21 protein-coding genes are annotated in these 23,072 nt (G+C 71.1%); 9 read left to right on the top strand and 12 right to left on the bottom strand.

Features of this window, described 5'->3' with window-relative positions; genetic code table 11:
• Nucleotides 1-40: 40 nt before the first annotated feature.
• The 4 genes from egtD to egtA are packed head-to-tail and all read right to left on the bottom strand — an operon-like array spanning nt 41 to nt 4,438.
• The gene (egtD, locus tag ABZ855_RS05660; protein WP_360801424.1) at nt 41-1,021 is read right to left on the bottom strand and encodes an L-histidine N(alpha)-methyltransferase; all 981 of its coding nucleotides are present in this window, start codon (nt 1,019-1,021) and stop codon (nt 41-43) included.
• Nucleotides 1,018-1,803, bottom strand: a complete 786-nt coding sequence (egtC, locus tag ABZ855_RS05655) for an ergothioneine biosynthesis protein EgtC (RefSeq protein WP_360801421.1) — start codon at nt 1,801-1,803, stop codon at nt 1,018-1,020. The genes egtD and egtC overlap by 4 nt, the downstream gene beginning before the upstream one ends.
• On the bottom strand, nt 1,803-3,125 hold the full coding sequence (gene egtB / locus ABZ855_RS05650) for an ergothioneine biosynthesis protein EgtB (protein ID WP_360801418.1): 1,323 nt from the start codon (nt 3,123-3,125) through the stop codon (nt 1,803-1,805). Before egtB ends, egtC begins: the two co-directional genes overlap by 1 nt.
• Complete coding sequence (gene egtA, locus ABZ855_RS05645; RefSeq protein ID WP_360801415.1) at nt 3,122-4,438, bottom strand: ergothioneine biosynthesis glutamate--cysteine ligase EgtA; 1,317 nt, start codon at nt 4,436-4,438, stop codon at nt 3,122-3,124. The genes egtB and egtA overlap by 4 nt, the downstream gene beginning before the upstream one ends.
• 278 nt (nt 4,439-4,716) lie before the next feature.
• Here egtA and ABZ855_RS05640 point away from each other — a divergent pair, with 278 nt between their 5' ends.
• Nucleotides 4,717-5,526, top strand: a complete 810-nt coding sequence (locus ABZ855_RS05640) for a TIGR02452 family protein (protein WP_360801412.1) — start codon at nt 4,717-4,719, stop codon at nt 5,524-5,526.
• 54 nt (nt 5,527-5,580) lie between these two features.
• Here the strand turns inward: ABZ855_RS05640 and ABZ855_RS05635 are convergent, their stop codons facing one another.
• The 3 genes from ABZ855_RS05635 to ABZ855_RS05625 all read right to left on the bottom strand — a co-directional run bounded on the left by ABZ855_RS05635 (nt 5,581) and on the right by ABZ855_RS05625 (nt 7,929).
• A complete protein-coding gene (locus ABZ855_RS05635; RefSeq protein ID WP_319202003.1) occupies nt 5,581-6,027 on the bottom strand; it encodes a type II toxin-antitoxin system PemK/MazF family toxin in 447 nt (148 codons plus the stop codon).
• A gap of 39 nt (nt 6,028-6,066) precedes the next feature.
• The gene (locus ABZ855_RS05630; protein WP_360801407.1) at nt 6,067-7,554 is read right to left on the bottom strand and encodes an SPFH domain-containing protein; all 1,488 of its coding nucleotides are present in this window, start codon (nt 7,552-7,554) and stop codon (nt 6,067-6,069) included.
• 156 nt (nt 7,555-7,710) lie between these two features.
• Nucleotides 7,711-7,929 (bottom strand): hypothetical protein, encoded by a 219-nt coding sequence (locus ABZ855_RS05625; RefSeq protein WP_360801404.1) that lies wholly within the window; start codon nt 7,927-7,929, stop codon nt 7,711-7,713.
• Between the two features lie 253 nt (nt 7,930-8,182).
• Here ABZ855_RS05625 and ABZ855_RS05620 point away from each other — a divergent pair, with 253 nt between their 5' ends.
• Nucleotides 8,183-9,571, top strand: coding sequence for a glycoside hydrolase family 43 protein (locus ABZ855_RS05620; RefSeq protein WP_360801401.1), 1,389 nt, complete (start codon nt 8,183-8,185; stop codon nt 9,569-9,571).
• 6 nt (nt 9,572-9,577) lie between these two features.
• On the opposite strand, the gene ABZ855_RS05615 is transcribed toward ABZ855_RS05620, so the two are convergent.
• Both ABZ855_RS05615 and ABZ855_RS05610 read right to left on the bottom strand, forming a co-directional pair.
• Nucleotides 9,578-10,684 carry a helix-turn-helix domain-containing protein gene (locus tag ABZ855_RS05615; protein WP_360801398.1) on the bottom strand — a complete coding sequence of 369 codons (1,107 nt, stop codon included), beginning with the start codon at nt 10,682-10,684 and terminating at the stop codon, nt 9,578-9,580.
• Between the two features lie 259 nt (nt 10,685-10,943).
• Nucleotides 10,944-11,918: an alpha/beta hydrolase gene (locus ABZ855_RS05610; protein WP_360801395.1), complete on the bottom strand. Its 975-nt coding sequence runs from the start codon at nt 11,916-11,918 to the stop codon at nt 10,944-10,946.
• A 262-nt stretch (nt 11,919-12,180) separates the two neighbouring features.
• Between ABZ855_RS05610 and ABZ855_RS05605 the strand changes: the two genes are divergently transcribed.
• Both ABZ855_RS05605 and ABZ855_RS05600 read left to right on the top strand, forming a co-directional pair.
• A complete protein-coding gene (locus ABZ855_RS05605) occupies nt 12,181-13,155 on the top strand; it encodes a TerC family protein (RefSeq protein ID WP_360801392.1) in 975 nt (324 codons plus the stop codon).
• A 67-nt stretch (nt 13,156-13,222) separates the two neighbouring features.
• Nucleotides 13,223-14,104: an LLM class F420-dependent oxidoreductase gene (locus tag ABZ855_RS05600; RefSeq protein WP_360801389.1), complete on the top strand. Its 882-nt coding sequence runs from the start codon at nt 13,223-13,225 to the stop codon at nt 14,102-14,104.
• 88 nt (nt 14,105-14,192) lie between these two features.
• On the opposite strand, the gene ABZ855_RS05595 is transcribed toward ABZ855_RS05600, so the two are convergent.
• The gene (locus ABZ855_RS05595; RefSeq protein WP_360801386.1) at nt 14,193-14,753 is read right to left on the bottom strand and encodes an NAD(P)H-dependent oxidoreductase; all 561 of its coding nucleotides are present in this window, start codon (nt 14,751-14,753) and stop codon (nt 14,193-14,195) included.
• A gap of 118 nt (nt 14,754-14,871) precedes the next feature.
• On the opposite strand from ABZ855_RS05595, the gene ABZ855_RS05590 reads away from it, so the two are divergent.
• From ABZ855_RS05590 to ABZ855_RS05580, 3 genes are all read left to right on the top strand, one after another.
• Nucleotides 14,872-15,552, top strand: coding sequence for a helix-turn-helix domain-containing protein (locus ABZ855_RS05590; protein WP_360801383.1), 681 nt, complete (start codon nt 14,872-14,874; stop codon nt 15,550-15,552).
• 288 nt (nt 15,553-15,840) lie between these two features.
• On the top strand, nt 15,841-16,887 hold the full coding sequence (locus tag ABZ855_RS05585) for a LacI family DNA-binding transcriptional regulator (RefSeq protein ID WP_360801866.1): 1,047 nt from the start codon (nt 15,841-15,843) through the stop codon (nt 16,885-16,887).
• 347 nt (nt 16,888-17,234) lie between these two features.
• Nucleotides 17,235-18,680 (top strand): benzaldehyde dehydrogenase, encoded by a 1,446-nt coding sequence (locus tag ABZ855_RS05580; RefSeq protein WP_360801380.1) that lies wholly within the window; start codon nt 17,235-17,237, stop codon nt 18,678-18,680.
• Between the two features lie 84 nt (nt 18,681-18,764).
• Here the strand turns inward: ABZ855_RS05580 and trxA are convergent, their stop codons facing one another.
• A complete protein-coding gene (gene trxA, locus ABZ855_RS05575; RefSeq protein ID WP_319202023.1) occupies nt 18,765-19,142 on the bottom strand; it encodes a thioredoxin in 378 nt (125 codons plus the stop codon).
• Between the two features lie 125 nt (nt 19,143-19,267).
• On the opposite strand from trxA, the gene ABZ855_RS05570 reads away from it, so the two are divergent.
• Nucleotides 19,268-20,704, top strand: coding sequence for an NAD(P)/FAD-dependent oxidoreductase (locus ABZ855_RS05570; protein ID WP_360801377.1), 1,437 nt, complete (start codon nt 19,268-19,270; stop codon nt 20,702-20,704).
• Nucleotides 20,705-20,734: 30 nt separating this feature from the next.
• Here the strand turns inward: ABZ855_RS05570 and ABZ855_RS05565 are convergent, their stop codons facing one another.
• Nucleotides 20,735-21,376: a peptide deformylase gene (locus ABZ855_RS05565; RefSeq protein WP_360801374.1), complete on the bottom strand. Its 642-nt coding sequence runs from the start codon at nt 21,374-21,376 to the stop codon at nt 20,735-20,737.
• A gap of 213 nt (nt 21,377-21,589) precedes the next feature.
• Here ABZ855_RS05565 and ABZ855_RS05560 point away from each other — a divergent pair, with 213 nt between their 5' ends.
• Nucleotides 21,590-23,026: a PepSY domain-containing protein gene (locus ABZ855_RS05560; protein ID WP_360801370.1), complete on the top strand. Its 1,437-nt coding sequence runs from the start codon at nt 21,590-21,592 to the stop codon at nt 23,024-23,026.
• Nucleotides 23,027-23,072: the final 46 nt, after the last annotated feature.

The following is a 23,072-nucleotide window of genomic DNA, read 5'->3' as shown; positions in this document are numbered from 1 at the left end:
TTCCGCCTGACCATGTTCCGCGCATCTTCTGGTGCGGTGTTCAGTGAGCGGTGGCGAGGATGAGTGCGAAGCCGGCGTTTTTGTCGGCCCAGATCTCATTCGTGCGGAGGCCGGCGGCAGTCATTTCTTCCTGGAGTCCGGCGAGAGTGAATTTGGCGCTCCGCTCGGTGATCCATTCCTCTCCGCGCGTGAAGTTGACCGCCAGGTCGAGGTCGCGGACCTTGACGAGCTGCTCGACTCGGCTGCGCAGCCTCATTTCTATGAGACTTTCCGTTCCGTTCCACACCGAGACGTGGTCGAAGGTGTCGGGGTCGAAGTCGGCGTTCAGTTCGCGGTTCACGACGTGCAGCAGATTTTTGTTGAACTCCGCTGTGACGCCTTGAGCGTCATCGTATGCGGCGGTCATTTCCTCCTCGGTCTTGACCAGGTCGGCGCCGAGAAGAAGGAAGTCCTGGGGCCGCAGGGTGTCTCGGAGCCCGCGGAGGAACGGGCCGCGGGCGGGACGCCGGAAATTGCCCAGCGTGCTGCCGAGGAAGGCGATGAGCCGTGAACCGTCATCGGGCAGTGCCGGGAGGACGAAGGGAGCCGTGAAGTCGGCCCGGAGGGCGTGCAGGCGGATTCCCGGGTAGTCCTGGACGAGTTGGGCGCCGGCCTGATGGAGGGCGTCGGCACTGACGTCGACCGTAATGTAGTGAAGGCCGCTGGGATCCAGTGCCTCGATGATCAGCTTGGACTTCGTCGAGCTCCCGGACCCGAGCTCGACCAGGCTGCGGGCGCCGGTCCGCGCGGCGATGTCCTGGGCGTGCAGCTGGAGCAACCCCAGTTCCGCCCGCCACAGGGGGTATTCCGGGAGCTGGGTGATCTCCTCGAAGAGTTCGCTGCCCCGGGCGTCGTAGAACCAGGTGGGTGCCGTGGACTTGGGGATGCTGGTCAGCCCGCCGCTGATGTCGGCGCGCAGTGCCTTGGTGTAGTGCTCGGCGTCGAGGGTGTCGGTGTATCCGTAGGAGCGCGGGCCGGTCATGACTGCCTCATTTCAAGGGATGCCAGGTCGCCGCTCAGGTCCTGGAGCGGGCTGAGCCGGACCTCGGTGCGGCTCGCGATGACGAGGGTGCGGTCGGGCACCTCCTGCCAGCGGGGATCGTCGTCGTACGGTTCCGACGCCACCACCGTTCGGGGGCCGGGTCCGGTGAGGTGGAAGAGGGTGTCGCCCCAGGTGGTCGCGGCGATCGTCGTGCCGTCCGTGAGCAGCAGGTTGAGGCGGGAGCCGGGGGCCGCCGCGTCGACCTCGAGGACGGTGCGGGCCAGCGCCCGACCCACGTCGTCACCGGCGTGCAGCCGGTGCAGCACCAGCGCCCACAGAAACGCCGAGTCGGAGCGCGCCTCCATCGACAGCAACTCCTCACCGGGCAGGGACCGTACGAGGGGCGCGAGGGACCCCGGCCAGCCGATGACCGCCCCGTTGTGCCCGAACAGCCAGGCACCGGCGGCGAAGGGCGCCGCGGCGGCCTCCGCGTCGGCGCCGGCGAGCGTCGCGTCCCGCACGGCGGCGAGCAGCGCGGTGGTCCGTACGACCCGGGCGAGGTCGGCGAAGGACTGGTCCGCCCAGATGGGCCCCGCCCGCCGGTAGCGGGCCGGTACGGGATCGCCCTCCGCGTACCAACCGACCCCGAAACCATCGGCGTTGACGGTGCCGTGCCGCTGGTGCCGGGGCGCCCAGGACTGCCGGTACAGCCCGTGCGGCGGCTCCACCACCACAGTGCCGATCGCCTCCGGGGGCCCCAGAAAGGCCAGTTGACGGCACATCAGCCGGCCTCCGCTGTACGGGCGGTGCGGAACCCGGAGAAGATCTGCCGCCGGATCGGATAGTCCCAGTTGCGGAAGGTGCCCCGGCAGGCCACCGCGTCCACGGCGAACGAACCACCGCGCAGCACCTTGTACTCGGGCCCGAAGAACACCTCCGAGTACTCCTTGTACGGGAACATGCTGAACCCCGGGTACGGCAGGAAGTCGCTCGACGTCCACTCCCACACATCGCCGATCAACTGGCGTACGCCCAGCGGCGATTCCCCGGCCGGATAGCTTCCGGCGGGCGCCGGACGCAGGTGCCGCTGACCGAGGTTGGCGTGCTGGGGGGCGGGGTCGGCGTCGCCCCACGGGTAGCGCCTGGAGCGGTCGGTCGCCGGGTCGTGCCGGGCGGCCTTCTCCCACTCCGCCTCGGTGGGCAGCCGGCGCCCGGCCCAGCGGGCGTACGCGTCCGCCTCGAACCAGCAGACGTGTACGACGGGCTCGTCCGGTGGCACCACCTCGGTGACCCCGAACCGGCGCCGAAGCCACTGGCCGCCGTCCCGGAACCAGAACAGCGGGGCGAACAAGGAGTGTTGGCGGACATGTGCCCAGCCGTCCGGTGTCCACCAACGCTGGTCCTCGTAGCCGCCGTCCGCGATGAACGCCTGATAGGCGGCGTTCGTCACCGGTGTGGTGTCGATGAAGAAGGGCGCCACCTCGCGCCGGTGCGCGGGCCGTTCGTTGTCCAGGGACCACGGCTCGGTGGAGGTGCCCATCGTGAACGGGCCACCGGGGACCAGGACTTCGGCCGGACCGGTGAACGGGGGAGCGGGCTCGGGGTCCGGCGCGTGCAGGACCGCCGGTCCCCTGCGCAGCTGATGGGTGATCAGCATCGTCTCGTCGTGCTGCTGTTCGTGCTGGGCGATCATCCCGAAGGCGAACCCCGCCTCGGTCAGCGGCGTGCCCGTACCGTCGAACGAGGCGCTCTCCAGCACGTCCAGAGCCCGGCCGCGTACCTCCGCCGCGTACTTACGGGCCTCGTCGGGCGGCAGCAGCGGCAGCGAGGGCCGTTCGGCGCGCGAGTGCTCGAAGGCGTCGTACAGGCCGTCGATCTCGGGCCGCATCGCCTCCCGCCCGGCGACCGCGCGCAGCAGCCACATCTCCTCCTGGTTGCCGATATGGGCCAGGTCCCACACCAGCGGGGACATCAACGGCGAGTGCTGCGCGGTGAGTTCGGGATCCTCGACGGAGGTGAGGAGCGCGGTCCGCTCCCGCGCGGTGGTGAGCGCGGCGAGCGCGCGCTCCCGGAGCGTCTCCGGATCCAGGGCGGGCTCGGTCATGTGCTGAGGTCCTTCCCGTACGAGGTCGCGTGCGCGCGCCGGTCCGTGTCGCGCAACTGGTCGAGCAGGTCGTCGGCGGGGCAACGCCCTTGGACGACATAGCGGTCGAGGTAATCGGAGACGGCGTCGACGACCTCCCGGCTCGCGCCGAGCCGGGGGAGGGCCTCCAGAGCGGCCGAGAAGCAGACGTGGGCCACCTCCCGCAGCTCCGGGTCGGCCAGCGCGTGACGCGCCGCGTCGGTCCACAGCGGATTGTTCGGGGCGGGCAGCGACAGGGCCCGCTCGGCGAGCGGTTTGACCGCCCGGTAGGCCCGCTCGGCGGCCTCGGGGTCGTCGAAGAGGGCCGCAGTGACGGCGAGCGGGACGATCCAGCCGTCGTCGCCCGGCTGGGCGTCGATCATGCGCAGTTCGAGATGGCCGCGCGGCCGGACCGGCGGGAACAGGGTGGTCAGGTGGTAGTCGAGATCCTCGCGCGTCGGCGGCCGGGGCACCCCGGTCCGGATCCACTCCCGGAACGTCAGCCCGTCCTCCGGCACGTCCCACGGCCCGCTGTCCCGGCGTACGCACATCACCGGGGCGTCGAGCACATGCCGGGCCCACGCGAGGCGCGGCTCGGCGTCCAGCGGCGGGGCGCCCGCTCTGCCCGCGCCGATGTCCATCCACAGCAGCTGCCGGTGGGAACGCCAGCCGGTGGGGCCGCGATCGGTGAGCGGGGAGTTGGCGAAGGCGGCGACGAGGACCGGGCCGAGCTGGTTCGCCAGCCACCAGCGCCGTACGTGTCCGAGGGGGCCCGGCTCCTCGTGGCCCGCGTCGAGACACACCTGCACGGAGGCCGAGGTGCACATCATGGCGCGGCCGGCCGGGCCCGTGAGGTCGAGGCAGCGCTCCAGGGCGTCGTACCGGGGCTCGTGCAGGAAGCGGCGGGGCGGGTGCCAGGGATCCTGGCCGACACCGACGAGGCCGAGACCGTCCTCGCGCAGTACCGCGCGGACGGCGTCCAGGTCGGCGGAGACGGACCTGACGCACTCCATCAGGGAGCCGGCGGGAGCGGAGCTGAGCTCCAGCTGACCGCCCGGTTCGACGGTGAGCGCCGAGCTGAGAGGCAGGGTCCGCAGTGCGGCGTAGGCCGCTTCGAGTCGTTCGGGTGACACGGGGAGCCGCGGCTGCCGCAGCTCGTGGACGAACCATTCCACCTCGACACCGAGGGTGCGGGGCGGTCCCGTCTTGAAGCAGATTCCCCGGACCAGGGCCTCGACCTCGGCCTCGGACAGGGCGGTGCGTGGTGTCGTACAGTCACTCACCGAATCGGACATGTCGGTTTCCTCCTGAGATTCCAGCATGCCGCCAGGCCGGCTTCTGGTGGGCCGGACAGGCATCGCACGTCCCACCCAAACCCCTCGCACCGAATCGCACAAGGGCGCACATGAGCGCTTTCAGGACAATGGATCTCCGTTTCCATGGCGTTTTCGGGCCGTTCGCCCGCCCGGGAAACTCTGTTGCACGGCAGGTCCAGCATCGCCCACGATGCCTGCATGAGCACGGCGGGGGAGCGGGTACCGGGCACGGTCATGGCGCACACGGGGGTGGCGCCATGAGCGCTCGCCTGCGCGACCTCGCTCGTGGAACGGAGGAGATCGTCGCGGCCGGTTCCTATCGCGCGTCCGACGGACGCGAGGTGGCACTCGCCGCGGCGATCGAGGCCGCCCGAGCGGGCACCCGCCTGTACGGCCCGGGCCCGCTGGACGTACCCCCGGCGGCCGCACGCCTGGACACCGTCTTCGAGGTCACCGGCGAAAGCAGCCTGGAGGCCGCGCGCCGACTGCCCGGCCCGGTGGCGGTCCTGAACTTCTCCTCGGCCCGCAACCCGGGCGGCGGCTACCTGAACGGCGCGCAGGCCCAGGAAGAGGCCCTGTGCCGGGCCTCGGCGCTGTACACCTGCCTGATCACGGTGCGCGAGTTCTACGACCACCACCGCGCTCACCGCGACCCGTTCTACACGGACCGTGTCATTCACTCACCCGGGGTGCCGGTCTTCCGCGACGACCGCGGCCGCCTCCTGGACGCCCCGTACACGGCCGGCTTCCTCACCTCGGCGGCCCCGAACGCGGGGGTCGTACGCCGGACGTCCCCCGAACGGGCGCCGGACCTCCCGCAGGCCCTGGCGTCCCGCGCGGAACGCGTCCTGGAAACGGCCGCGACGGAGGGCTACAGCCGCCTGGTGCTGGGCGCCTGGGGCTGCGGAGTCTTCCAGAACGACCCGGCCGCAGTGGCGGGCACCTTCAGAAACCTGCTGGTGGGCGGCCGTTTCGAGGGCAGATTCGAAAGGGTCGTCTTCGCAATCCTGGACAGGACGAGCGGCAAGACAACAAGGGCACCTTTCGAGCGTACGTTCGCCCCCTAGGGGCGCGGGGAACTGCGCGACAAGCCCCCACGCACCGTCACTGTGAAGACGACCTCACTCCCACCCGTACCGCTCCCGCAACCGCCGCACAACGGAGTTGAACCGCATACGGTCCAACGCGCAGGCCTCCCGCCGCATCCCGTCCTCGAACAGCCGCAGCACCCGGTCCACATCCACCCACGAGTCCCGCCCGGTCCGATCCCACGGCCCGCTCCCGATGGCCACCCACTCGCGGTCGCCGTCGTGCCGCTTGCTGGACAACTGAACGGCGAGAAACGTCCCCCCGGCCTCGCGCGCGACGACCAGGACGGGCCGGTCCTTCCCCCTGCCGTCGTTCTCTTCGAACGGCACCCAGGTCCACACGATCTCCCCGGGATCGGGATCGCCGTCGTGGGCGGGTGAGTACTCCGTACGCACCCGCCCGACGTCGCGAGGATCGGCCTCGGTGGTGGCGGAGGGGCCGTAGCGGCCCGGGACATCGGCATCGGTGAAGGCAGTCACGAGGCTCACGTTAGAGCCTGCGTGGACCGCCTCACCGCATCACCCCTGGTCCTTCTCCACGGTCACCTTCTGCACTCCGGGCGCGGCCAGTCCGTTCAGGGCCGAAGTCCCGTTCGGCGTCTGCCCGTTCTGGTTCATGGATGCCAGCAGCTGCCGTGCCAGCCCCAGTCCCGTGCCGCCCATGGTGAGCGCCTTGGCGAGCATCTCCGCCATGCCGTCCGCGCCGTTGAGGACCACCATGTTGTCGACACTGCCGAACGCGGACGCGCCGGCCTTGACGATCTCCGGCCAGTTCTCGGCGAGTTGCTGGGCGACCACCGCCTCCTGGTTCTCGGCGAGCGCGGCGGCCCGCGCCTTGATGGCCTCCGCCTCCGCGAGCCCCTTCGCCCTCGTCGCCTCGGCGGCGGCGAGCCCCTTGGCCTGCGACGCGGCGGCCTCGGCCTCACCGGTGGCCCGGGTCGCCATGGCGGCGGCCGCACCGCGTGCCTTGGTCGCCTCGGCCTCGGCGGTGGCGGCCGTCTTGACCCGGTTCGCCTCGGCCAGGGCGGCGAGCTCGGTCTCCTTGGCCTTGGCCTCTGCCGCCGAGATCCGTGCGTCACGCTCGGCCTCGGCCCGCGCCCGCGTCTCGTAGGCCTTCGCGTCGGCCGGCTTGCGGACGTCCGCCTGGAGCTGCTGTTCCCGGCGCAGGGCGTCGAGTTCGGCGATGCGCGTCTCCTGGACGACGACGTCCTGCCGGGCGGCGGCGTCGGCGAGCGGTCCGGCCTGACGGGCCTTCGCCGCCGCCTTGTCGCGCTCGGCCTGGTAGCCGGCCTGCAGGATCTCGCTGTCCCGGGTGGCCTCCGACATCCGCGCCGCGGCCTTCTGCTCGGCCTCGGTGGCGAGCCGGTTGGCCTCGGCCTGCGCGATGCGCGCGTCCCGCTGGACGGCGGCGGCGTGCGGCATGGCGAGGTTCTTGATGTACCCGGTCGGGTCCTCGATCTCGTGGATCTGGAGCGAGTCGACGATCAGCCCGAGCTTCTCCATCTCCGTGCCGCACGCGGCCCGGGTCTGTCCGGTGAGCTTCTCGCGGTCGCGGATCATCTCCTCGACGGTCAACCCGCCGACGATGGACCGCAGATGACCGGCGAACACGTTGTGCACCCGCTCCGACATCATCTTCTGCTGGTCGAGGAAACGGCGGCCCGCGTTCGCGATCGACACGAAGTCGTCGCCCACCTTGAAGATGACGACGCCCCGCACCTTGAGCGGAATGCCCTGCGTGGTCACGCAGTCCACGTGCAGTTCGGTCTCGTTCAGGTCGAGCGAGATCTTGCGCACCGCCTGCACCCCGGGCAGCACGAGCGTGCCCCGCCCGGTGACGATGCGGAACCCCATGCCTTCCGTAAGGCCCTCGGTCCTGTGGTTGGAACCGGAGATGATGAGTGCCTCGTTGGGTTCAGCGACCCGCCACATCATCTTGAACACACCGATGAGTGCGAGGACGGCGACTACCGCGACCCCCGCAACGACGCCGACGAACATCGGCATACGCCCCCTTGGCCTGGTGCCCTGTCGGCACCGAACGACGCAAGGGTGCTCCTGTGCGGGGCCCGGGTACAGCGGCTGCGGAATCCTTGTTGCAAGCTTGACGCAGACGTGATCATCCGCAGACGTACGGCCGCCACGGCCGCGCGCCCGGCGTGCTCAGCCGTCGTACGCGTTGGTGACGTACACGGTGCGCGGCGGCAGGTACTCGACGACCATGACCACCGTCCCGCGCTCGATACGGTCCTGTGGCGAAGCGGGGTACGCAAGGAAGTGCTCGGCGCCACCGCGCACCCGGACGATGACCTCGCCGACCAGCCCCGGCCCGATCGTGCCCGTCACCCGCCCCATCAAGCCGACCATCGCCGCGTCGTCCATGGTCACAGAGTACGGGTCGACTTGATTTTCCCCATAGGGATTCCACAGCTTCACGACCGCACCGCGACGGCCTGCGGGGCGATCTTGTGCGAGATGTCGAATGCGCTGTGGCCAGGCGGAAGTTCACAGGTCCGGCGTATGTCCGAACTATTGACGTGCGCACGACTCGGACTTACGGTCTGACCGATTTACCGAACTGCGTTCGCAATGTCGAACGCGGAGAGCCGTCGGTTGGATCACCAAGGAGCCGCACGTGACCAGTCCCCGCCCCACGCCCTCCCGTCGCAGCCTGCTGCGCGCGCTGGCCGCCCTTCCCGTCTCGGGGCTCGTCCTGGGCGAACTGCCCGGACTGCTCGGCACAGCGGCCGCCGCGGCCCCGCCCAGCGGCTCCGCCACGCGCTACACCATCGTGCCGTTCCTCGACAGCAACGACGGCACGGTGAACGTCTACCAGTCCGACGACGCCACCGACTTCCGTCTCGTGAAGGCCTCGGCGTACACCCCGCCCAGCAACCGCATCCGCGACGCGAGCGTCTTCAAACACACCAACGGCTACTACTACGTCACCTACACCACCCACACCTGGCAGGACCCCAGCACCACCATCGGCTTCGCCCGCAGCTCGGACCGCGTCAACTGGACCTTCCTGTACGACTACACGGTCCCGATCGCCAACCTGTCCCGCGCGTGGGCGCCCGAGTGGTTCGTCGACAGCGACGGCAGCGTGAACATCATCGTGTCCTGCTCGGTCACCAGCGACGAGTGGATCTTCACGCCGTATTTGCTCAAGGCCACCAACTCCGCGCTGACGACGTGGAGTTCACCGGTGGCGCTGTCGGGTATCGGAGCGAACCACATCGACACCTGCATCGTGAAGATCGGTTCCACCTACCACGCCTTCCCGAAGAACGAGACGACCAAGTACATCGAGTACGCCACCGCCACCAGCCTCGCCGGCCCCTACACCATCAAGAAGACCGGCGACTGGGCCGGCTGGGGCAGCTACCGCGAAGGCCCGTCCGTGATCCAGCTCGACAACGGCGGCTGGCGGATCTTCTTCGACGGCTACGGCGACAAGAAGTACTACTACAGCGACAGCTACGACACCTTCGCCACCTGGACCGCCGCGAAGGCGCTGCCCGCGATTTCCGGAACGGCACGTCACTTCACGGTGGTCAAGGAGACGGTCAGCGGCGGCCCGACCCTGGCGAAGAACATCACGCGTTCCTTCCAGTCGGTCAACTACCCGACGCGGTACTGGCAGGTGCAGTCCTCGCTGCTCAACCTCCCCGTGGTCAGCGGCTCCGACACCACCGCGCTCAAGCAGGCGTCCAGCTTCACCGTGGTCGCGGGGCTGGCCGACTCGGGCGGCTACTCGTTCCGCGACAGCTCCGGCAACTACCTTCGCCACTGGGACTTCCGGGCCCGCTTCGACGCCAACGACGGCACGTCGACCTTCGCGAAGGACGCCACGTTCATCGCCCGGACGGGCACGGCGTCGGGGTCGGTGCGCTTCGAGTCGTACAACTACCCCGGTTACTTCCTGCGCCACTACAACTACCAGCTGCGCGTGGACGTGACGGACGGTACGGACACCTTCCGCCAGGACAGCTCCTTCGTCCCGGTGACGGCCTGGGCGTAGTGGCTCCTACGGCTGGGCGCGCCCCAAATGCCGCATGGTCAGGGCCAGTTGCAGCCTGAGGCGGCCCTGCGGGGTACGGACGGGCCACCCGAGGAGCGACTCGGCGTGGCTCAGCCGGTCCTGGAGGGTGGAGTGGTGCACGTTCACCTCGACGGCGGCTCCCCGCAGGCTCGCCGTGGAGGCGACCGCGTGCAGCGTCGCCAGCATCCAGGGGGCGTCCGCGACCGCGGCCTCCAGGGCCAGCACATCGGGCGGCGGATCGGCCCCCGGTACGACGAGCTCGGCGAGCAGTCCGATGCCGCCGAGCTCGTCGGCGTACACGACCCGGGGTCCCGGGGCGTGCGGGGTGCCTTCGGCGGTGAAACGGAGTGCGGTACGGGCTGCGGCCCAGGAATGCGGCAGTTCGAGTACGGGCACGGCGGGGCCGACACCTACCCGGCCGGCCGGTAGCACGGAGTCGACGGCGGCGGCGACGCCGGTGGTGGCGGCGGTGGTGGCCGGTCTGGCACGGGCGGAATCCTCCGGGCCCGGCAGCCGGCCCTCGGCGGGGACCGGCCCGCGCAGGGCGGAGGCGGCCAGGACACGGGGCGGGCCCTCGAGCGGGGCGACCGCGTGGGCCGGGGCGGCAGGGTCCAGGCCCAGACGCCGGGCCGCGTGCAGCCGGGCCTGCTCGGGTGCGGTGGCGTCGAGAAGGGTCTCGACGAGCGCGGGATCCTCGGCCGAGGCGGCCGGGGCGCGGCCCCGGGTGCGGTCGAGGACTACGCGGATGACGGCCGCCGCACGTTCCAGGATCACCGCGTCGACGACGCTGGGTGCACCGGTCCGCTCCAGCCAGAGCGCCGGGGCGCCGTCCGGGAACAGCGCGGCGGACGGCCAGGCGGGGTCCGGTGGCTGGTCCGTGTCCCGGCGGCGTCCGTCGGTCTCGACCCGCAGATGGACGCGCCGTCCGGCGTCGGTCAGGCGGGCCGGGCAGCCGGCGAGTACGGCTGCGCCGCGCACCAGTGCCTCGAGGCCGGCGCGGTGTTCGGCCAGGCGGTCGAAGTAGGCGATGACCCGGACGGCGGCGCCGGCGTCGGGGTCGACCGCGGTTAGGCGGCCTGCCAGCTCTTTCATGTCTCCCATCGTGCCAGTTGCTCCGCAGGTTGGGCGGTTCTTGTCTGCGGGTTCGGTGGGGGCTGGGCGCGCAGTTCCCCGCGCCCCTGGGGGTGGGGGCTTCGCCCCCGGCCCCCGGCCCCCGGCCCCCCGGCCCCCCGGCCCCCCGGTTCTCTGGTGCGGGTTCGGTGGGGGCTGGGCGCGCAGTTCCCCGCGCCCCTGGGGGGTGGGGGCTGCGCCCCCGACCCCCGGCCCCCAGGGCTCCGTCCCCCTCGGGGGGTTACTGCGCGAGTAGGCGGGTGAGCCAGGTCAGCTGGGCTGATTGGGAGGTCTGGGAGAGGGAGGCCTGGGGGGCGAAGCCGTCGAAGCCGTGGAAGCCGCCCGGCCAGACGTGTAGTTCGGCGATTCCGCCTGCCTGCCACAGGCGGGTGGCGTAGGTGACCACCTCGTCGCGGAAGGTCTCCGCGGAGCCGACGTCCAGGAAGGCCGGGGGCAGGCCGGACAGGTCCTCCGCGCGGGCCGGGGCGGCGTACGGGGAGACGTTCGGGCCGCCGCGCTCCGCGCCGAGCAGCGCCGTCCAGCCGGTGTCGTTGGCCGTGCGGTCCCACACGCCCAGGTTCGCCATCTGGTACGAGGAGGGGGTGTCGTTTCGGTCGTCGAGCATCGGGCACATCAGCAGCTGGCCGATGGGACGCGGACCCTTGCGGTCCCTGAGGAGCAGCGCCAGCGCGGCCGTCAGGCCGCCACCCGCGCTGGCCCCCGCGATGACGATCCGCTCGGCGTCGCCGCCGATCTCCTTGGCGTGCTCGGCGGTCCACAGCAAACCGGCGTACACGTCGTCGACAGGCGCGGGATGAGGGTGCTCCGGCGCCAAGCGGTACTCCACGGACACCACGACCGCGCCCAGCTCCTTGGCCCAGCGCAGTGGGGCCTCCACACCGACGCGGTTGTTGCCGAGGATCATGCCGCCGCCGTGGACGTGGTAGATCACGGGCAGCGGACCCTCCGTCGCCGGAGCGACCGGGCGGCAGATCAGCAGCGAGATGTCGGGCGCGTTCTCGGGGCCCGGCACGGCACGGTCCTCGACCTCGAAGGCGCCCCCCAGCGTCAGGTCCAGGTCGGCCAGCATCTCGATGCCGACCCCGCCCCGAGCATCCTCGATGTCGTCCATGGTCAGCTGGGGCGGCAGAGTGTCCTTGATCATCTCCAGGACGGCGGCGAGTTCCGGGTCGAACGGGGGCGGCGTAAGCGTCATTGCTTCTGCTCCTCATGCTGCGTGCGGGGGATCATGCGCGACGATGGTCCGCGCGCCCGCCGGGTTCCGGCACGCCGCCGTCCGGCGGGATTTGTCCGCCATTCGGCGGGTAGCCCGCCCCGCTCGGCCCGGCCGGGAGGGGGGTCAATACCATTGACCTCGGTATTTTGCCAGGTGATGACCCGTTGTTCACCGCTTTGGGGTGGCAGTGATCAAGGGGGCTGACAACGCTGCCACTGACCACCCCTTCCCAGGAGTACCTGTGAACGTCTCATTCACCGTCTGGACCCTGACGGTCGTCGCCCTGTGCGTCCTCGTCGCCATCGACTTCTTCATCGGCCGCAAGCCCCACGACGTGTCCCTGAAGGAGGCCGGCATCTGGACCGTCGTGTGGGTCGTCCTCGCCTGTCTGTTCGGGATCGGGCTGCTGATCTACGGCGGGACCAAGCCCACGGGTGAGTTCTTCGCCGGGTACATCACCGAGAAGTCGCTGAGCGTCGACAACCTCTTCGTCTTCGTCCTCATCATGAGCAAGTTCGCGGTGCCCTCGCAGTACCAGCAGCGGGTGCTGATGGTCGGTGTCCTGGTCGCCCTCGTGCTGCGCGCCGGGTTCATCGCGGCGGGCGCGGCGATCATCACCACGTTCTCGTGGGTCTTCTACATCTTCGGCGCCTTCCTCATCTGGACCGCCTGGAAGCTCGTCCAGGACGCCAAGGCGGGTTCGCACGAGGAGGAGTACGAGGAGAACAAGCTGCTGAAGATGGCCGAGGAGAGGTTCGGAGTCGCGGACCGGTACCACGGCACCAAGCTGTTCATCGTGGAGAACGGCAAGCGGATCATGACGCCGATGATGGTCGTCATGCTCGCGATCGGCTCGACGGACGTGCTCTTCGCGCTCGACTCCATCCCCGCCATCTACGGCCTGACCCAGGACCCGTACATCGTCTTCACCGCCAACGCCTTCGCGCTGATGGGCCTGCGCCAGCTGTACTTCCTCATCGGCGGTCTGCTGAAGAAGCTGGTGCACCTCTCGTACGGCCTGTCGATCATCCTCGGCTTCATCGGCGTGAAACTGGTACTGCACGCCCTGCACGAGTCGGGCGTCCACGTCCCGGAGATCTCCATCCCCTTCTCGCTCGGCTTCATCGTCCTCGTACTGGCCGTCACCACCGTGACGAGCCTGCGGGCCTCGAAGAAGCAGGAGGAGGCCGAAGCGGCGGCCCGGTCCCAGGCTTGACTTCGTGTGCGCTCCAGGAACTAGCGTCGCTCCGAACACCGCTGGACGAAGGCGAACGGAGACGGACATGCGGCTGGGCGTGCACATCAATCGGTTCAATCACTCCGCGGGAGGCGCCGGGCTCGGCCCCGAACTGGCGGCGGTCGGAGCCGCGGCCGAGGCGGCGGGCGTCCACCGGCTCACGGTCATGGACCACTACTTCCAGATGGAGTTCAACGGCGGCGCCGAGGACCCCATGCTGGAGGCGTACACGACCCTCGGATTCCTCGCCGCCCACACCTCGACGGTCCGCCTCGGCGCGCTCGTGACCGGTGTCACATACCGCCACCCCGGACTGCTCGCCAAGATCGCCACCACGCTCGACGTCCTCTCCGGCGGCCGGGCCACCCTCGGTATCGGGGCGGCCTGGTACGACCGGGAGCACGAGGGACTCGGGGTGCCGTACCCGTCGACGGCCGAGCGGTTCGAGCGGCTGGAGGAGACCCTGCGGATCTGCCTCCAGATGTGGGACCCGGACGCCAACGGGCCCTTCGAGGGCACCCACTACCGGCTCGCGGAGACGCTCTGCGTCCCGGCGCCCGTCAGCGCACCGCACCCGGAGATCATGATCGGCGGCGGTGGCGAACGGAAGACCCTGCGGCTGGTCGCCCAGTACGGGGACGCCTGCAACCTGTTCGCCACCACCCCGGAGGAGGTCGGGCACAAGCTCGACGTCCTGCGCGGTCACTGCGAAAGCGTGGGACGCCCGTACGACGACATCACCAGGACGCTTCTCTACATGGGCGATCCGATGGCGAACAACGACGTCGACGGGTTCCTCCGGGACATCGAGGGCTACGCGAAGTTCGGCATCGAGACGGTGATGCTGGGGCCGAGTACGGACCAGCCGGCCGCCTGGATCGAGCAGTTCGTGGCCCCGGCGGCGCGGCGCGCGGCCGAGCTGGGCTGACACCGGGAGCCTGCCGGGAGGGCTGGACGACAGAATGGCGGAGGGCCGGAGCCTCAGAGGCTCCGGCCCTCCGCCATGCGTACGTCGATCAGGCGACGGCGGGCGCGGCCTCGCCGTGGATGAGGCCGACGATCTCGGTCAGCTGCGCGGCGACCTCGGCGTCGTCGGCGGGGTGGGTCTCGGCGAAGCGGACCACGGAGCCGGGGATGGAGAGCTTGACGCCCTCAAGGACCTTGGCGCCGGCGATGCCGACGGCCTTGCGGGTCTCGTCCTGCGCCCAGACGCCGCCGAACTGGCCGTAGGCGGTGCCGACCACGGCCACCGGCTTGTCGGTGAGGGCACCGGCGCCGTACGGGCGGGACAGCCAGTCGATGGCGTTCTTCAGCACGGCGGTGACCGTGCCGTTGTACTCGGGGGAGAAGAGCAGCAGGGCGTCGGCGGAGGCGGCGGCCTCGCGCAGCGCGACGGCGGCGGCCGGGACGTTGCCCTCCACGTCGATGTCCTCGTTGTAGAACGGGACGTCGGCAAGGCCTTCGAACAGCACTACCTCGGCGCCCTCAGGGGCGTGCTTCGCAGCCGCCTCGGCGAGCTGACGGTTGTGCGAACCGGCGCGGAGGCTGCCGACGAGGGCGAGAATGCGAACAGACATTTGAGGCTCCACAGGGGGCTGAAACAGGGCGGGGACATCCGGACCGGGGTCCGTTTAGAGTTGTACCAGTTAAACGGACCGTGGTCCAGTTTTCTTCCTCACGCGTTACGCTGCATTCATGTCCGACACCCTGCCGCCTCTCCCGAAGCCCCAGCGACAGAGCGACGGGCCCCTGTTCCTGGAACTGGGTCCCGGCCTCGGCGCCGGCGTGCAGGCGGACGAGCCGTGCCTGCGCGCCGATGCCGCGCGCAACCGGGCCCGACTGCTGGAGGCCGCCGCGCGACTGGTGGCGGAGCACGGCGCGGCCGGCGTGACCATGGAGGCGGTGGCCGCAGCGGCGCAGGTGGGCAAGGGGACCGTGTTCCGGCGCTTCGGCGACCGCACCGGCCTGCTGATGGCCCTGCTCGACCACTCGGAGAAGAAGCTCCAGACCGCCTTCCTGGCCGGCCCGCCGCCGCTCGGACCCGGGGCGCCGCCGGTGGAGCGGCTGCGCGCGTTCGGGGTTGCCGTGCTGCGCCGGTCCTTCGACGAGCTCGAACTGCAGCTGGCCGCCGAGGGCGAACCGAGCCGCCGCTTCGCATCCGCACCTCACCTGGTCCGGTCCGGTCACATCACCATGCTGCTGCGGCTGGCGATTCCGGACGCCGACTGCGAACTCCTCGCGAAAACGCTGATGGGATATCTGGACCCGGCCCTGATCCATCACCTGACCAAGCAGTGCGGGATGACGCCGGCCAGGCTGGAGGCGGGCTGGATCGACCTGGTCGATCGGATCGCGGGCGGTACGGCTTCGTATTGAAGCGCGAGTTTCGGCCAATTGCTCGGGGTGCACTCCGCTGCCCGAAGGTGGTCAACCCGGGGAACCCGTCCGGGACTTGACTCCGGCTGTCCGGAAAGCGCGTTCGGTGCGCGGTGGTGCGCGGGGCGGCCCCGAAACAGGTTGTCCGGCAGGCCGGAGCCACCGGAAATGATCTTTGTGAAGCGGATCGGTAAAGCGCTTTCTCGAAGCGCTTTCGTCAACCGTCCTTTGCTATCGGGTCGATTGCGAAGTCCCCCGGACCAAACCATGCCCCGAGCTTCTGCAAAGATGCCGTACGTCATGGTGCAGATACCGAATTCGGCCGCCCCGGCGGTACCCCAGCCGCGCTCCGTGCCCACGAGCGCGGATGTGGCACGCCTGGCCGGCGTCTCCCGCGCAACCGTCTCCTACGTCCTCAACAACACCAGTGCCGTCCGGATCAGCGAGCCCACCCGCCGGCGCGTCCACGAGGCGGCGAAGGAGCTCGGGTACGTTCCGCACGCGGCGGCCCGCAGTCTGCGGGCCGGACACAGCCGCATGGTCCTGATGCCCTCGCCGAGCGTGCCGATCGGCCCGCTCTACAGCCAGTTCATCAACGAGCTCCAGTGGGCGCTCAGCCGCCTCGACTACACCGTGGTCCAGTACGCGTCCGTCGGGCTGCGTGGTGACGAGGCCGCCCGCGCCTGGGCCGAACTGCGCCCGGCGGCCGTCATCGTGCCCACCGGCGGGATCGGACCCGAGGGTGTGGCCGTCCTCAAGCGCTCCGGCGCCCGTGCGGTCGTCACGCTCGGCACGGAGCGCATCGAGGGCGCGCACAACCTGCTCATCGACCACGCGGGCGTCGGCCGTGCGGCGGGCGCGCACCTGTACGCCCGTGGCCGCCGCCGGATCGGCGTCGTCGTGCCGGACGAGCACGGCCTCAGGGTCTTCTCCAAACCCCGCCTCGACGGGGTGCGCGGCGCGGTGGAGGGCACGGACGCGTCGGTGACCGTGCTGCCGCTCGCGTACGAGGAGGAGTCCGCGGCCCGCCTCGCCGCGCGCTGGCCCGAACTCGGCCTGGACGGCGTCTTCGCGTTCAACGACGAGTACGCGATGCTGCTGATGCGGGCCCTGCAGGACGCCGGTGTCACCGTCCCGGACGACACGGCGCTGGTCGGCGCCGACGATCTGCTCCTCGGCCGGCTGCTGCGGCCCAGCCTGAGCACGGTGCACATCGAACTCCCGGCCGGACGGGATCTCGCGGAACTCGTCGACCGCGCGGTGCGCAACCCCGGTACCGACGCCGAGGCCCACCATGTCCACGGAGCGACGCTCGTCCACCGCGACTCCAGCTGAACCGCCGTGCCCGCGCGGCGCTTCGGCGGCGTGTTCGCGCGTGTCGACGGTGTGTCGATTTCGTGTGCTTCGGTGCGCATTTGGTGTGGTGCGCTCCGGCGACTGCTGCCGTGCCGACCACTGAACTGCCTCTGGTGCGGGGTGACTTCGGCAGGACGGTTTCCGTACGGCGTGACTAGGATGTTGCACGCTCAACCAGTGGGGATGCCGTCGACCACCGGACGCCGCGTGCTGCTCGGCCGCGCGCCGGATCACCGCATCCCGCCCCGCGGCTGACGAACGCCGCGAACCACACGGGACTCGCGGCCGTTCCGCGCGTCCCGCCGGTGACTGATCGGAGAGCCGCAATGCCGTTGCTCGACCCCAAGACCTGGCAGTCCCAGGCCGCCCGTCCCCTGTCGGGCCCCGAGTACGCCGTCACCGAGCCCGCCACCGGCGAGGTGCTCGGCACGGTCGTGCTCGCCACCGGCGAGGACGTCGGCCCCGCCGCGCAGACCGCCCGTACCGCCCAGGTCGCCTGGGCGCGCACCCCGCACTTCGTCCGTGCCGGCGTGCTCCGCAGGGCGGGGGACCTGTTCGCCGCGCACGCCGAGGAACTGCGCGACTGGATCGTCCGCGAGTCCGGTTCCATACCCGGCAAGGCCGAGTTCGAACTGCACGTCGCCGCCCAGGAGTGCTACGAGGCAGCCGCTCTCGCCTCCCGCCCGGCCGGGCAGGTGCTGCCCTCCGAGGCGCCCCGGCTGTCCTACACGCGGCGGGTGCCCGTCGGGGTGGTCGGCGTCATCTCGCCGTTCAACGCCCCGCTGATCCTCTCCATCCGCTCCGTCGCGCCGGCCCTCGCGCTCGGCAACGCGGTCGTCCTCAAGCCGGATCCCCGTACGGCGGTCTGCGGCGGGCTCTCCCTGGCCGCGGTCTTCGCCGAGGCGGGTCTGCCCGAGGACCTGCTGCACGTCCTGCCGGGCGGCCCGGACGCGGGCCAGGCGCTCGTTGCCGACCCGCTGGTGCCGCTCATCTCCTTCACCGGCTCCACCACGGCCGGCCGGGCCGTCGGTGAGGCCGCCGGCCGCCACCTCAAGCGCGTGCACCTCGAACTCGGCGGCAACTCCGCCATGATCGTCCTGGAGGACGCCGACCTCGACGCGGTCATCTCCACCGCCGCCTGGGGCTCCTTCTTCCACCAGGGCCAGATCTGCATGACGACCGGCCGTCACCTGGTCCACCAGTCGCTCTACGGGGAGTACGTCGAGCGGCTCGCCGCCAAGGCCGACTCCCTCGCCGTCGGCGACCCGTACCGTGAGCAGGTCCACCTCGGCCCGATCATCGACGGCGCCCAACTCGCCAAGATCCACGGCCTGGTGGAGTCCAGCGCGGCGAGCGGCGCCAGACTCGCGGCCGGCGGCACGCACGAGGACCTCTTCTACCGGCCGACGGTCCTCGCCGATGTCGACGACCGGAGTCCGGCGTACGCGGAGGAGGTGTTCGGGCCGGTCGCGCCCGTACGCTCCTTCACCACGGCCGACGAGGCCGCCGCACTCGCCGCCGCCGGGCCCTACGGGCTGTCCCTCGGCATCGTCACCCGTGACACCGCGCGCGGGCTCGAACTCGCCGAGCGCATCCCGACGGGGATCGTCCACATCAACGACCAGACGGTCAATGACGAGGCCGTCGCTCCCTTCGGCGGGGTTGCCGCGTCCGGCACGGGGGCGCGGTTCGGTGGGGAGTCGAACCTGGAGGCGTTCACCGACGTGCGGTGGACCACTGTGCGGGGGGATGTCGCGCCGTACCCCTTCTAGAGAGCTCCGGTGCGTTGTCGGCCGCGGGTGCGTCGTGGCTGGTCGCGCAGTTCCCCGCGCCCCTGAAGGGGCGCGGGTCGGTTCCTACTCGCCCTGCTGGGCCTGCTGGGCGGCGACCGACTTGCGGACCTCGTCCATGTCCAGCTTGCGGGCCTGCCCGATGACGTCCGTGAGGGCGGCCTCGGGCAGGGCGCCCGGCTGCGCGAACACGGCGACCTGGTCCCGGACGATCATCAGCGTCGGGATCGACTGGATACCGAAGGCCTGCGCCAACTCCGGCTGCGCCTCCGTGTCGATCTTGCCGAACACCAGGTCCGGGTTGTCCTCGGCGGCCTTCTCGTACACCGGGGCGAACTGACGGCACGGCCCGCACCAGGACGCCCAGAAGTCGATCAGCACGAACTCGTTCTCCGTGACCGTCTGGTCGAAGTTCTCCTTGGTGAGCTCCACAGTGCTGCTCATGACCTGGTTCCTCTTCCTGCTGTCGGGTCCTTACCGGTGGCGTTCGCACAACACGACCCGGTCACTGGCTATTCCGCCCACGTACCCATGTCGCCACGGGCCACACGACCTACCAGACTGGCCCCATGACGGAAACGGAAACCAACGTGTACGACGTCGTGGTGCTCGGTGCCGGACCCGTGGGGGAGAACGTGGCCGACCGCACCCGCGCGGCCGGCCTCTCCACCGCGATCGTGGAGAGCGAACTGGTCGGCGGTGAGTGTTCCTACTGGGCCTGCATGCCCAGCAAGGCCCTGCTGCGCCCGGTCATCGCCCGCGCCGACGCCCGCCGGGTGCCGGGCCTGCGTCACCTCGTCCAGGGCCCCCTGGACGCCGAAGCGGTCCTCGCCCACCGCGACTACGAGACCTCGAACTGGCAGGACGACGGCCAACTCGGCTGGCTGGAGAGCATCGGCGCCGACTTCTACCGGGGCCAGGGACGACTGGCCGGACCCCGCACGGTGACGGTGACGGGTCAGGACGGCTCCACCCGCACACTGACCGCCCGGCACGCGGTCGCCGTGTGCACGGGCACCAGCGCCCAGCTGCCCGGCCTGCCGGGGCTCGCCGAGGTCCGCCCCTGGACGAGCCGGGAGGCGACCAGCGCCAAGTCGGTGCCCGGCAGCCTGATCGTGGTCGGCGGCGGTGTCGTCGCCGTCGAGATGGCCACCGCCTGGCAGGCACTCGGCTCCCGGGTCACCCTGCTGGTCCGCGGCAAGGGCCTGCTGCCCCGCATGGAGCCCTTCGCGGGCGAACTGGTCGCCGAGGCGCTGGCGGAGGCGGGTGCGGACGTCCGCACCGGGATCTCGGTCTCCTCGGTGACCAGGGAGAACGGCACCGTCGTCGCGGTCACGGACACCGGCGACCGGATCGAGGCCGACGAGATCCTCTTCGCCACCGGACGCGCCCCGCGCACCGACGACATCGGCCTCGACACGGTCGGCCTGGAACCGGGCTCCTGGCTGCCCGTCGACGACAGCCTCCGGGTCACCGGCAGCGACTGGCTCTACGCGGTCGGCGACGTCAACCACCGCGCCCTCCTCACCCACCAGGGCAAGTACCAGGCCCGGATCGCGGGCGCCGCCATCGCCGCCCGCGCGGCCGGCGTACCGCTGCTGGAGACCGACCCCTGGGGCGCCCACTCGGCCACCGCCGACCACGGCGCCGTACCGCAGGTCGTCTTCACCGACCCGGAGGCGGCGGCCGTCGGCCTCTCCCTCGCCGAGGCCGAGCAGGCCGGCCGCCGGGTGCGCGCCGTCGACGTGGAGTTCGCCTCGGTGGCGGGCGCCGGTCTGTACGCCGACGGCTATCGGGGTCGCGCCCGGATGGTCGTCGACCTGGACCTCGAAACCCTGCTCGGCGTGACCTTCGTCGGCCCCGGCGTGGGCGAACTGATCCACTCGGCGACGATCGCCGTCGCCGGGGAGGTGCCGCTCGGGCGGCTGTGGCACGCGGTGCCCTCGTATCCGACGATCAGCGAGGTCTGGCTGCGGCTCCTCGAGGCCTACCGGGACGGCAAGTAGGAGCAGGGCAGGCCTGGTTGGCCGGCGCGGTCAGAGGGGGAAGCCCAGCTCCCTGGCCGCCTCGGCCGGCGTGGGCTGGGCCCACCGCTCCGCCATGGCCGCGCCGGAGGACAGCGAGCGCAGCTCGGCGCGGTCGAGATAGAGGGTGCCGTCCAGATGGTCGGTCTCGTGCTGGACGATCCGGGCCGGCCACCCCGTGAACTCCTCGTCCAGCGCACGCCCGTACTCGTCCTGGCCCGTGAGCCGCACCGTCGCGGGCCGGGACACCACCGCCTGCCAGCCCGGCACACTCAGACACCCCTCGAAGAACGCGGCACGCCCGGCGCCGACCGCCTCGTACGACGGATTCACCAGCACCCGGAACGGCAGCGGCACGCGCCCGCGCGCCACCCGCACCTCCTCCGGCACCGGTGCCGGGTCCTCGATGACCGCGATCCGCAGTCCCACCCCAACCTGAGGGGCCGCCAGACCGACGCCCGGGGCCGCGTGCATCGTCTCGCGCAGCGCTTCGACGAAGCGGGCCAGCAGCTCCGGGCCGAGCTGGCCCTCGTAGGGCACGGCGGCGCGGCGCAGCACCGGATCACCGGCGGCGACGATCGGCAACGGACCGCCGACGGCGAGGAGTCGCTCGACCTGGTCGGCAAGGGCGCTGGGATCAAGGGGAGTTGCCATGGCGCCAGGATGCCACGCACCGCCGGCAACCGCCGTCCCCCTGTGTGACGTACGCCACTGGGAAGGCCGGGAACTCGACCGACCCGCGGTCCGACTACTGAACCGTCCCCCACAGCCCAGCTGGACCGCTCAACAGCCGCACCCACCCGCAGCCGGTCGCCCCCACCGCCGGCTTCCCCGCTCACCGTCCCCTGCCCACCGGAGAAGCCGCCGATGTCCACCGCTCCCACCGCCACGACGGACGAATCCCCGGAGTCACCGGATTCACCGGACGCGTCGAAGCCCTCCGCCCCGGCGAAGCCGTCCGCGGGCGCCACGCTCCGCCCGCTCGTCCTGCGGCTGCACTTCTACGCGGGCGTCCTCGTCGCCCCGTTCCTGCTGGTCGCCGCACTGACCGGCTTTCTGTACGCGGCCTCGTTCCAGGCCGAGAAGATCATCTACGCCGACGAGCTCACCGTGTCATCCGTAGGAGACACCAAGCTGCCGATCTCCGAGCAGGTCGCCGCCGCCCGCAAGGCCCACCCCGAGGGCACCGTCGCGGCCGTACGCCCCTCGCCCGAGGACGACGCCACGACGCGGGTCATGCTGTCCGGCGTCCCCGGTGTCGGTGAGGGACACACGCTCGCCGTGTTCGTCGACCCGTACACCGCGAAGGTCGAGGGCGCACTCGAACAGTACGGGTCCTCGGGCGCGCTCCCGGTGCGTACCTGGATCAGCGAGTTCCACCGCAATCTGCACCTCGGCGAGAGCGGCCGCCTCTACAGCGAACTCGCCGCGAGCTGGCTGTGGGTGATAGCGGGCGGCGGCCTGGTGCTGTGGTTCGCCCGCCGCCGCACCCAGCGCAAGGTACGCGGCACCAGTGGACGCCGTCGCACCCTCGGTCTGCACGGCACGGTCGGCGTCTGGGCCTCGGCCGGCTTCATCTTCCTCTCCGCCACCGGTCTGACCTGGTCGACGTACGCGGGTGCCAACATCGACGTCCTGCGCACCGAGCTCGGCCAGTCCACCCCCTCGGTCTCGGCCGCGGCGGGTGGCGAACACTCCGGCCATGGCGCGGCGTCCGGTACCGGGAGCACCGCCGAACACGGTGTCGGCCTCGACAAGGTGCTGGCCGCGGCCCGCGCCGAGGGCCTGAGCGACCCCGTCGAGATCGTCCCGCCCGCCGACGACTCCTCCGCCTACGTCGTGAAGCAGACGCAGCGCAGCTGGCCCGAGAAGCAGGACGCGGTCGCCGTGGACCCGTCGACCGGGGAGGTCCTCGACACCCTGCGGTTCGCGGACTTCCCGGTGCTCGCCAAGCTGACGCGCTGGGGCATCGACGCCCACACCGGGCTCCTGTTCGGGTTCGTCAACCAGCTCGCGCTGATGGCCCTCGCGCTCTCCCTGGTCCTGCTCATCCTGTGGGGCTACCGCATGTGGTGGCTGCGCGGCCGGGCCTCCGCCTTCGGCCGTCCGATTCCGCGCGGCGCCTGGCAGCAGGTGCCCCCGCTGCTTCTGGTGCCGCTGCTGGCGGGCGTGGCCGTCGTGGGCTACTTCGTCCCGCTGCTGGGCATTCCGCTGGCGGCCTTCATCGCCGTCGATGTGATCCTGGGCGAGATCGACCACCGGCGCGGCAACCGTACGTACGGCGAGCGGGCCGGCGCGAAGTAGGCGCCGGTACGAGAGAAACGGCCCGGCTTCCCCTTGGAATGGGGGG

Source organism: Streptomyces sp. NPDC047042, from assembly GCF_040644035.1.
GTDB lineage: Bacteria > Actinomycetota > Actinomycetes > Streptomycetales > Streptomycetaceae > Streptomyces.
Note: the sequence above shows the minus strand (reverse complement) of the source record. Positions and strands in the feature narration are given on the sequence as shown.

Bases quoted from the DNA above. Each gene is read 5' to 3' on its own strand.
- egtB (WP_360801418.1), bottom strand. From the start codon at position 3,125: ATGACCGAGCCCGCCCTGGATCCGGAGACGCTCCGGGAGCGCGCGCTC.
- egtC (WP_360801421.1), bottom strand. From the start codon at position 1,803: ATGTGCCGTCAACTGGCCTTTCTGGGGCCCCCGGAGGCGATCGGCACT.
- ABZ855_RS05560 (WP_360801370.1), top strand. From the start codon at position 21,590: ATGTCCACCGCTCCCACCGCCACGACGGACGAATCCCCGGAGTCACCG.
- ABZ855_RS05600 (WP_360801389.1), top strand. From the start codon at position 13,223: ATGCGGCTGGGCGTGCACATCAATCGGTTCAATCACTCCGCGGGAGGC.
- ABZ855_RS05615 (WP_360801398.1), bottom strand. From the start codon at position 10,684: ATGAAAGAGCTGGCAGGCCGCCTAACCGCGGTCGACCCCGACGCCGGC.
- egtD (WP_360801424.1), bottom strand. From the start codon at position 1,021: ATGACCGGCCCGCGCTCCTACGGATACACCGACACCCTCGACGCCGAG.
- ABZ855_RS05585 (WP_360801866.1), top strand. From the start codon at position 15,841: ATGCCGTACGTCATGGTGCAGATACCGAATTCGGCCGCCCCGGCGGTA.
- ABZ855_RS05590 (WP_360801383.1), top strand. From the start codon at position 14,872: ATGTCCGACACCCTGCCGCCTCTCCCGAAGCCCCAGCGACAGAGCGAC.
- ABZ855_RS05625 (WP_360801404.1), bottom strand. From the start codon at position 7,929: ATGGACGACGCGGCGATGGTCGGCTTGATGGGGCGGGTGACGGGCACG.
- ABZ855_RS05580 (WP_360801380.1), top strand. From the start codon at position 17,235: ATGCCGTTGCTCGACCCCAAGACCTGGCAGTCCCAGGCCGCCCGTCCC.
- trxA (WP_319202023.1), bottom strand. From the start codon at position 19,142: ATGAGCAGCACTGTGGAGCTCACCAAGGAGAACTTCGACCAGACGGTC.
- ABZ855_RS05610 (WP_360801395.1), bottom strand. From the start codon at position 11,918: ATGACGCTTACGCCGCCCCCGTTCGACCCGGAACTCGCCGCCGTCCTG.
- ABZ855_RS05595 (WP_360801386.1), bottom strand. From the start codon at position 14,753: ATGTCTGTTCGCATTCTCGCCCTCGTCGGCAGCCTCCGCGCCGGTTCG.
- ABZ855_RS05565 (WP_360801374.1), bottom strand. From the start codon at position 21,376: ATGGCAACTCCCCTTGATCCCAGCGCCCTTGCCGACCAGGTCGAGCGA.
- ABZ855_RS05640 (WP_360801412.1), top strand. From the start codon at position 4,717: ATGAGCGCTCGCCTGCGCGACCTCGCTCGTGGAACGGAGGAGATCGTC.
- egtA (WP_360801415.1), bottom strand. From the start codon at position 4,438: ATGTCCGATTCGGTGAGTGACTGTACGACACCACGCACCGCCCTGTCC.
- ABZ855_RS05630 (WP_360801407.1), bottom strand. From the start codon at position 7,554: ATGCCGATGTTCGTCGGCGTCGTTGCGGGGGTCGCGGTAGTCGCCGTC.
- ABZ855_RS05570 (WP_360801377.1), top strand. From the start codon at position 19,268: ATGACGGAAACGGAAACCAACGTGTACGACGTCGTGGTGCTCGGTGCC.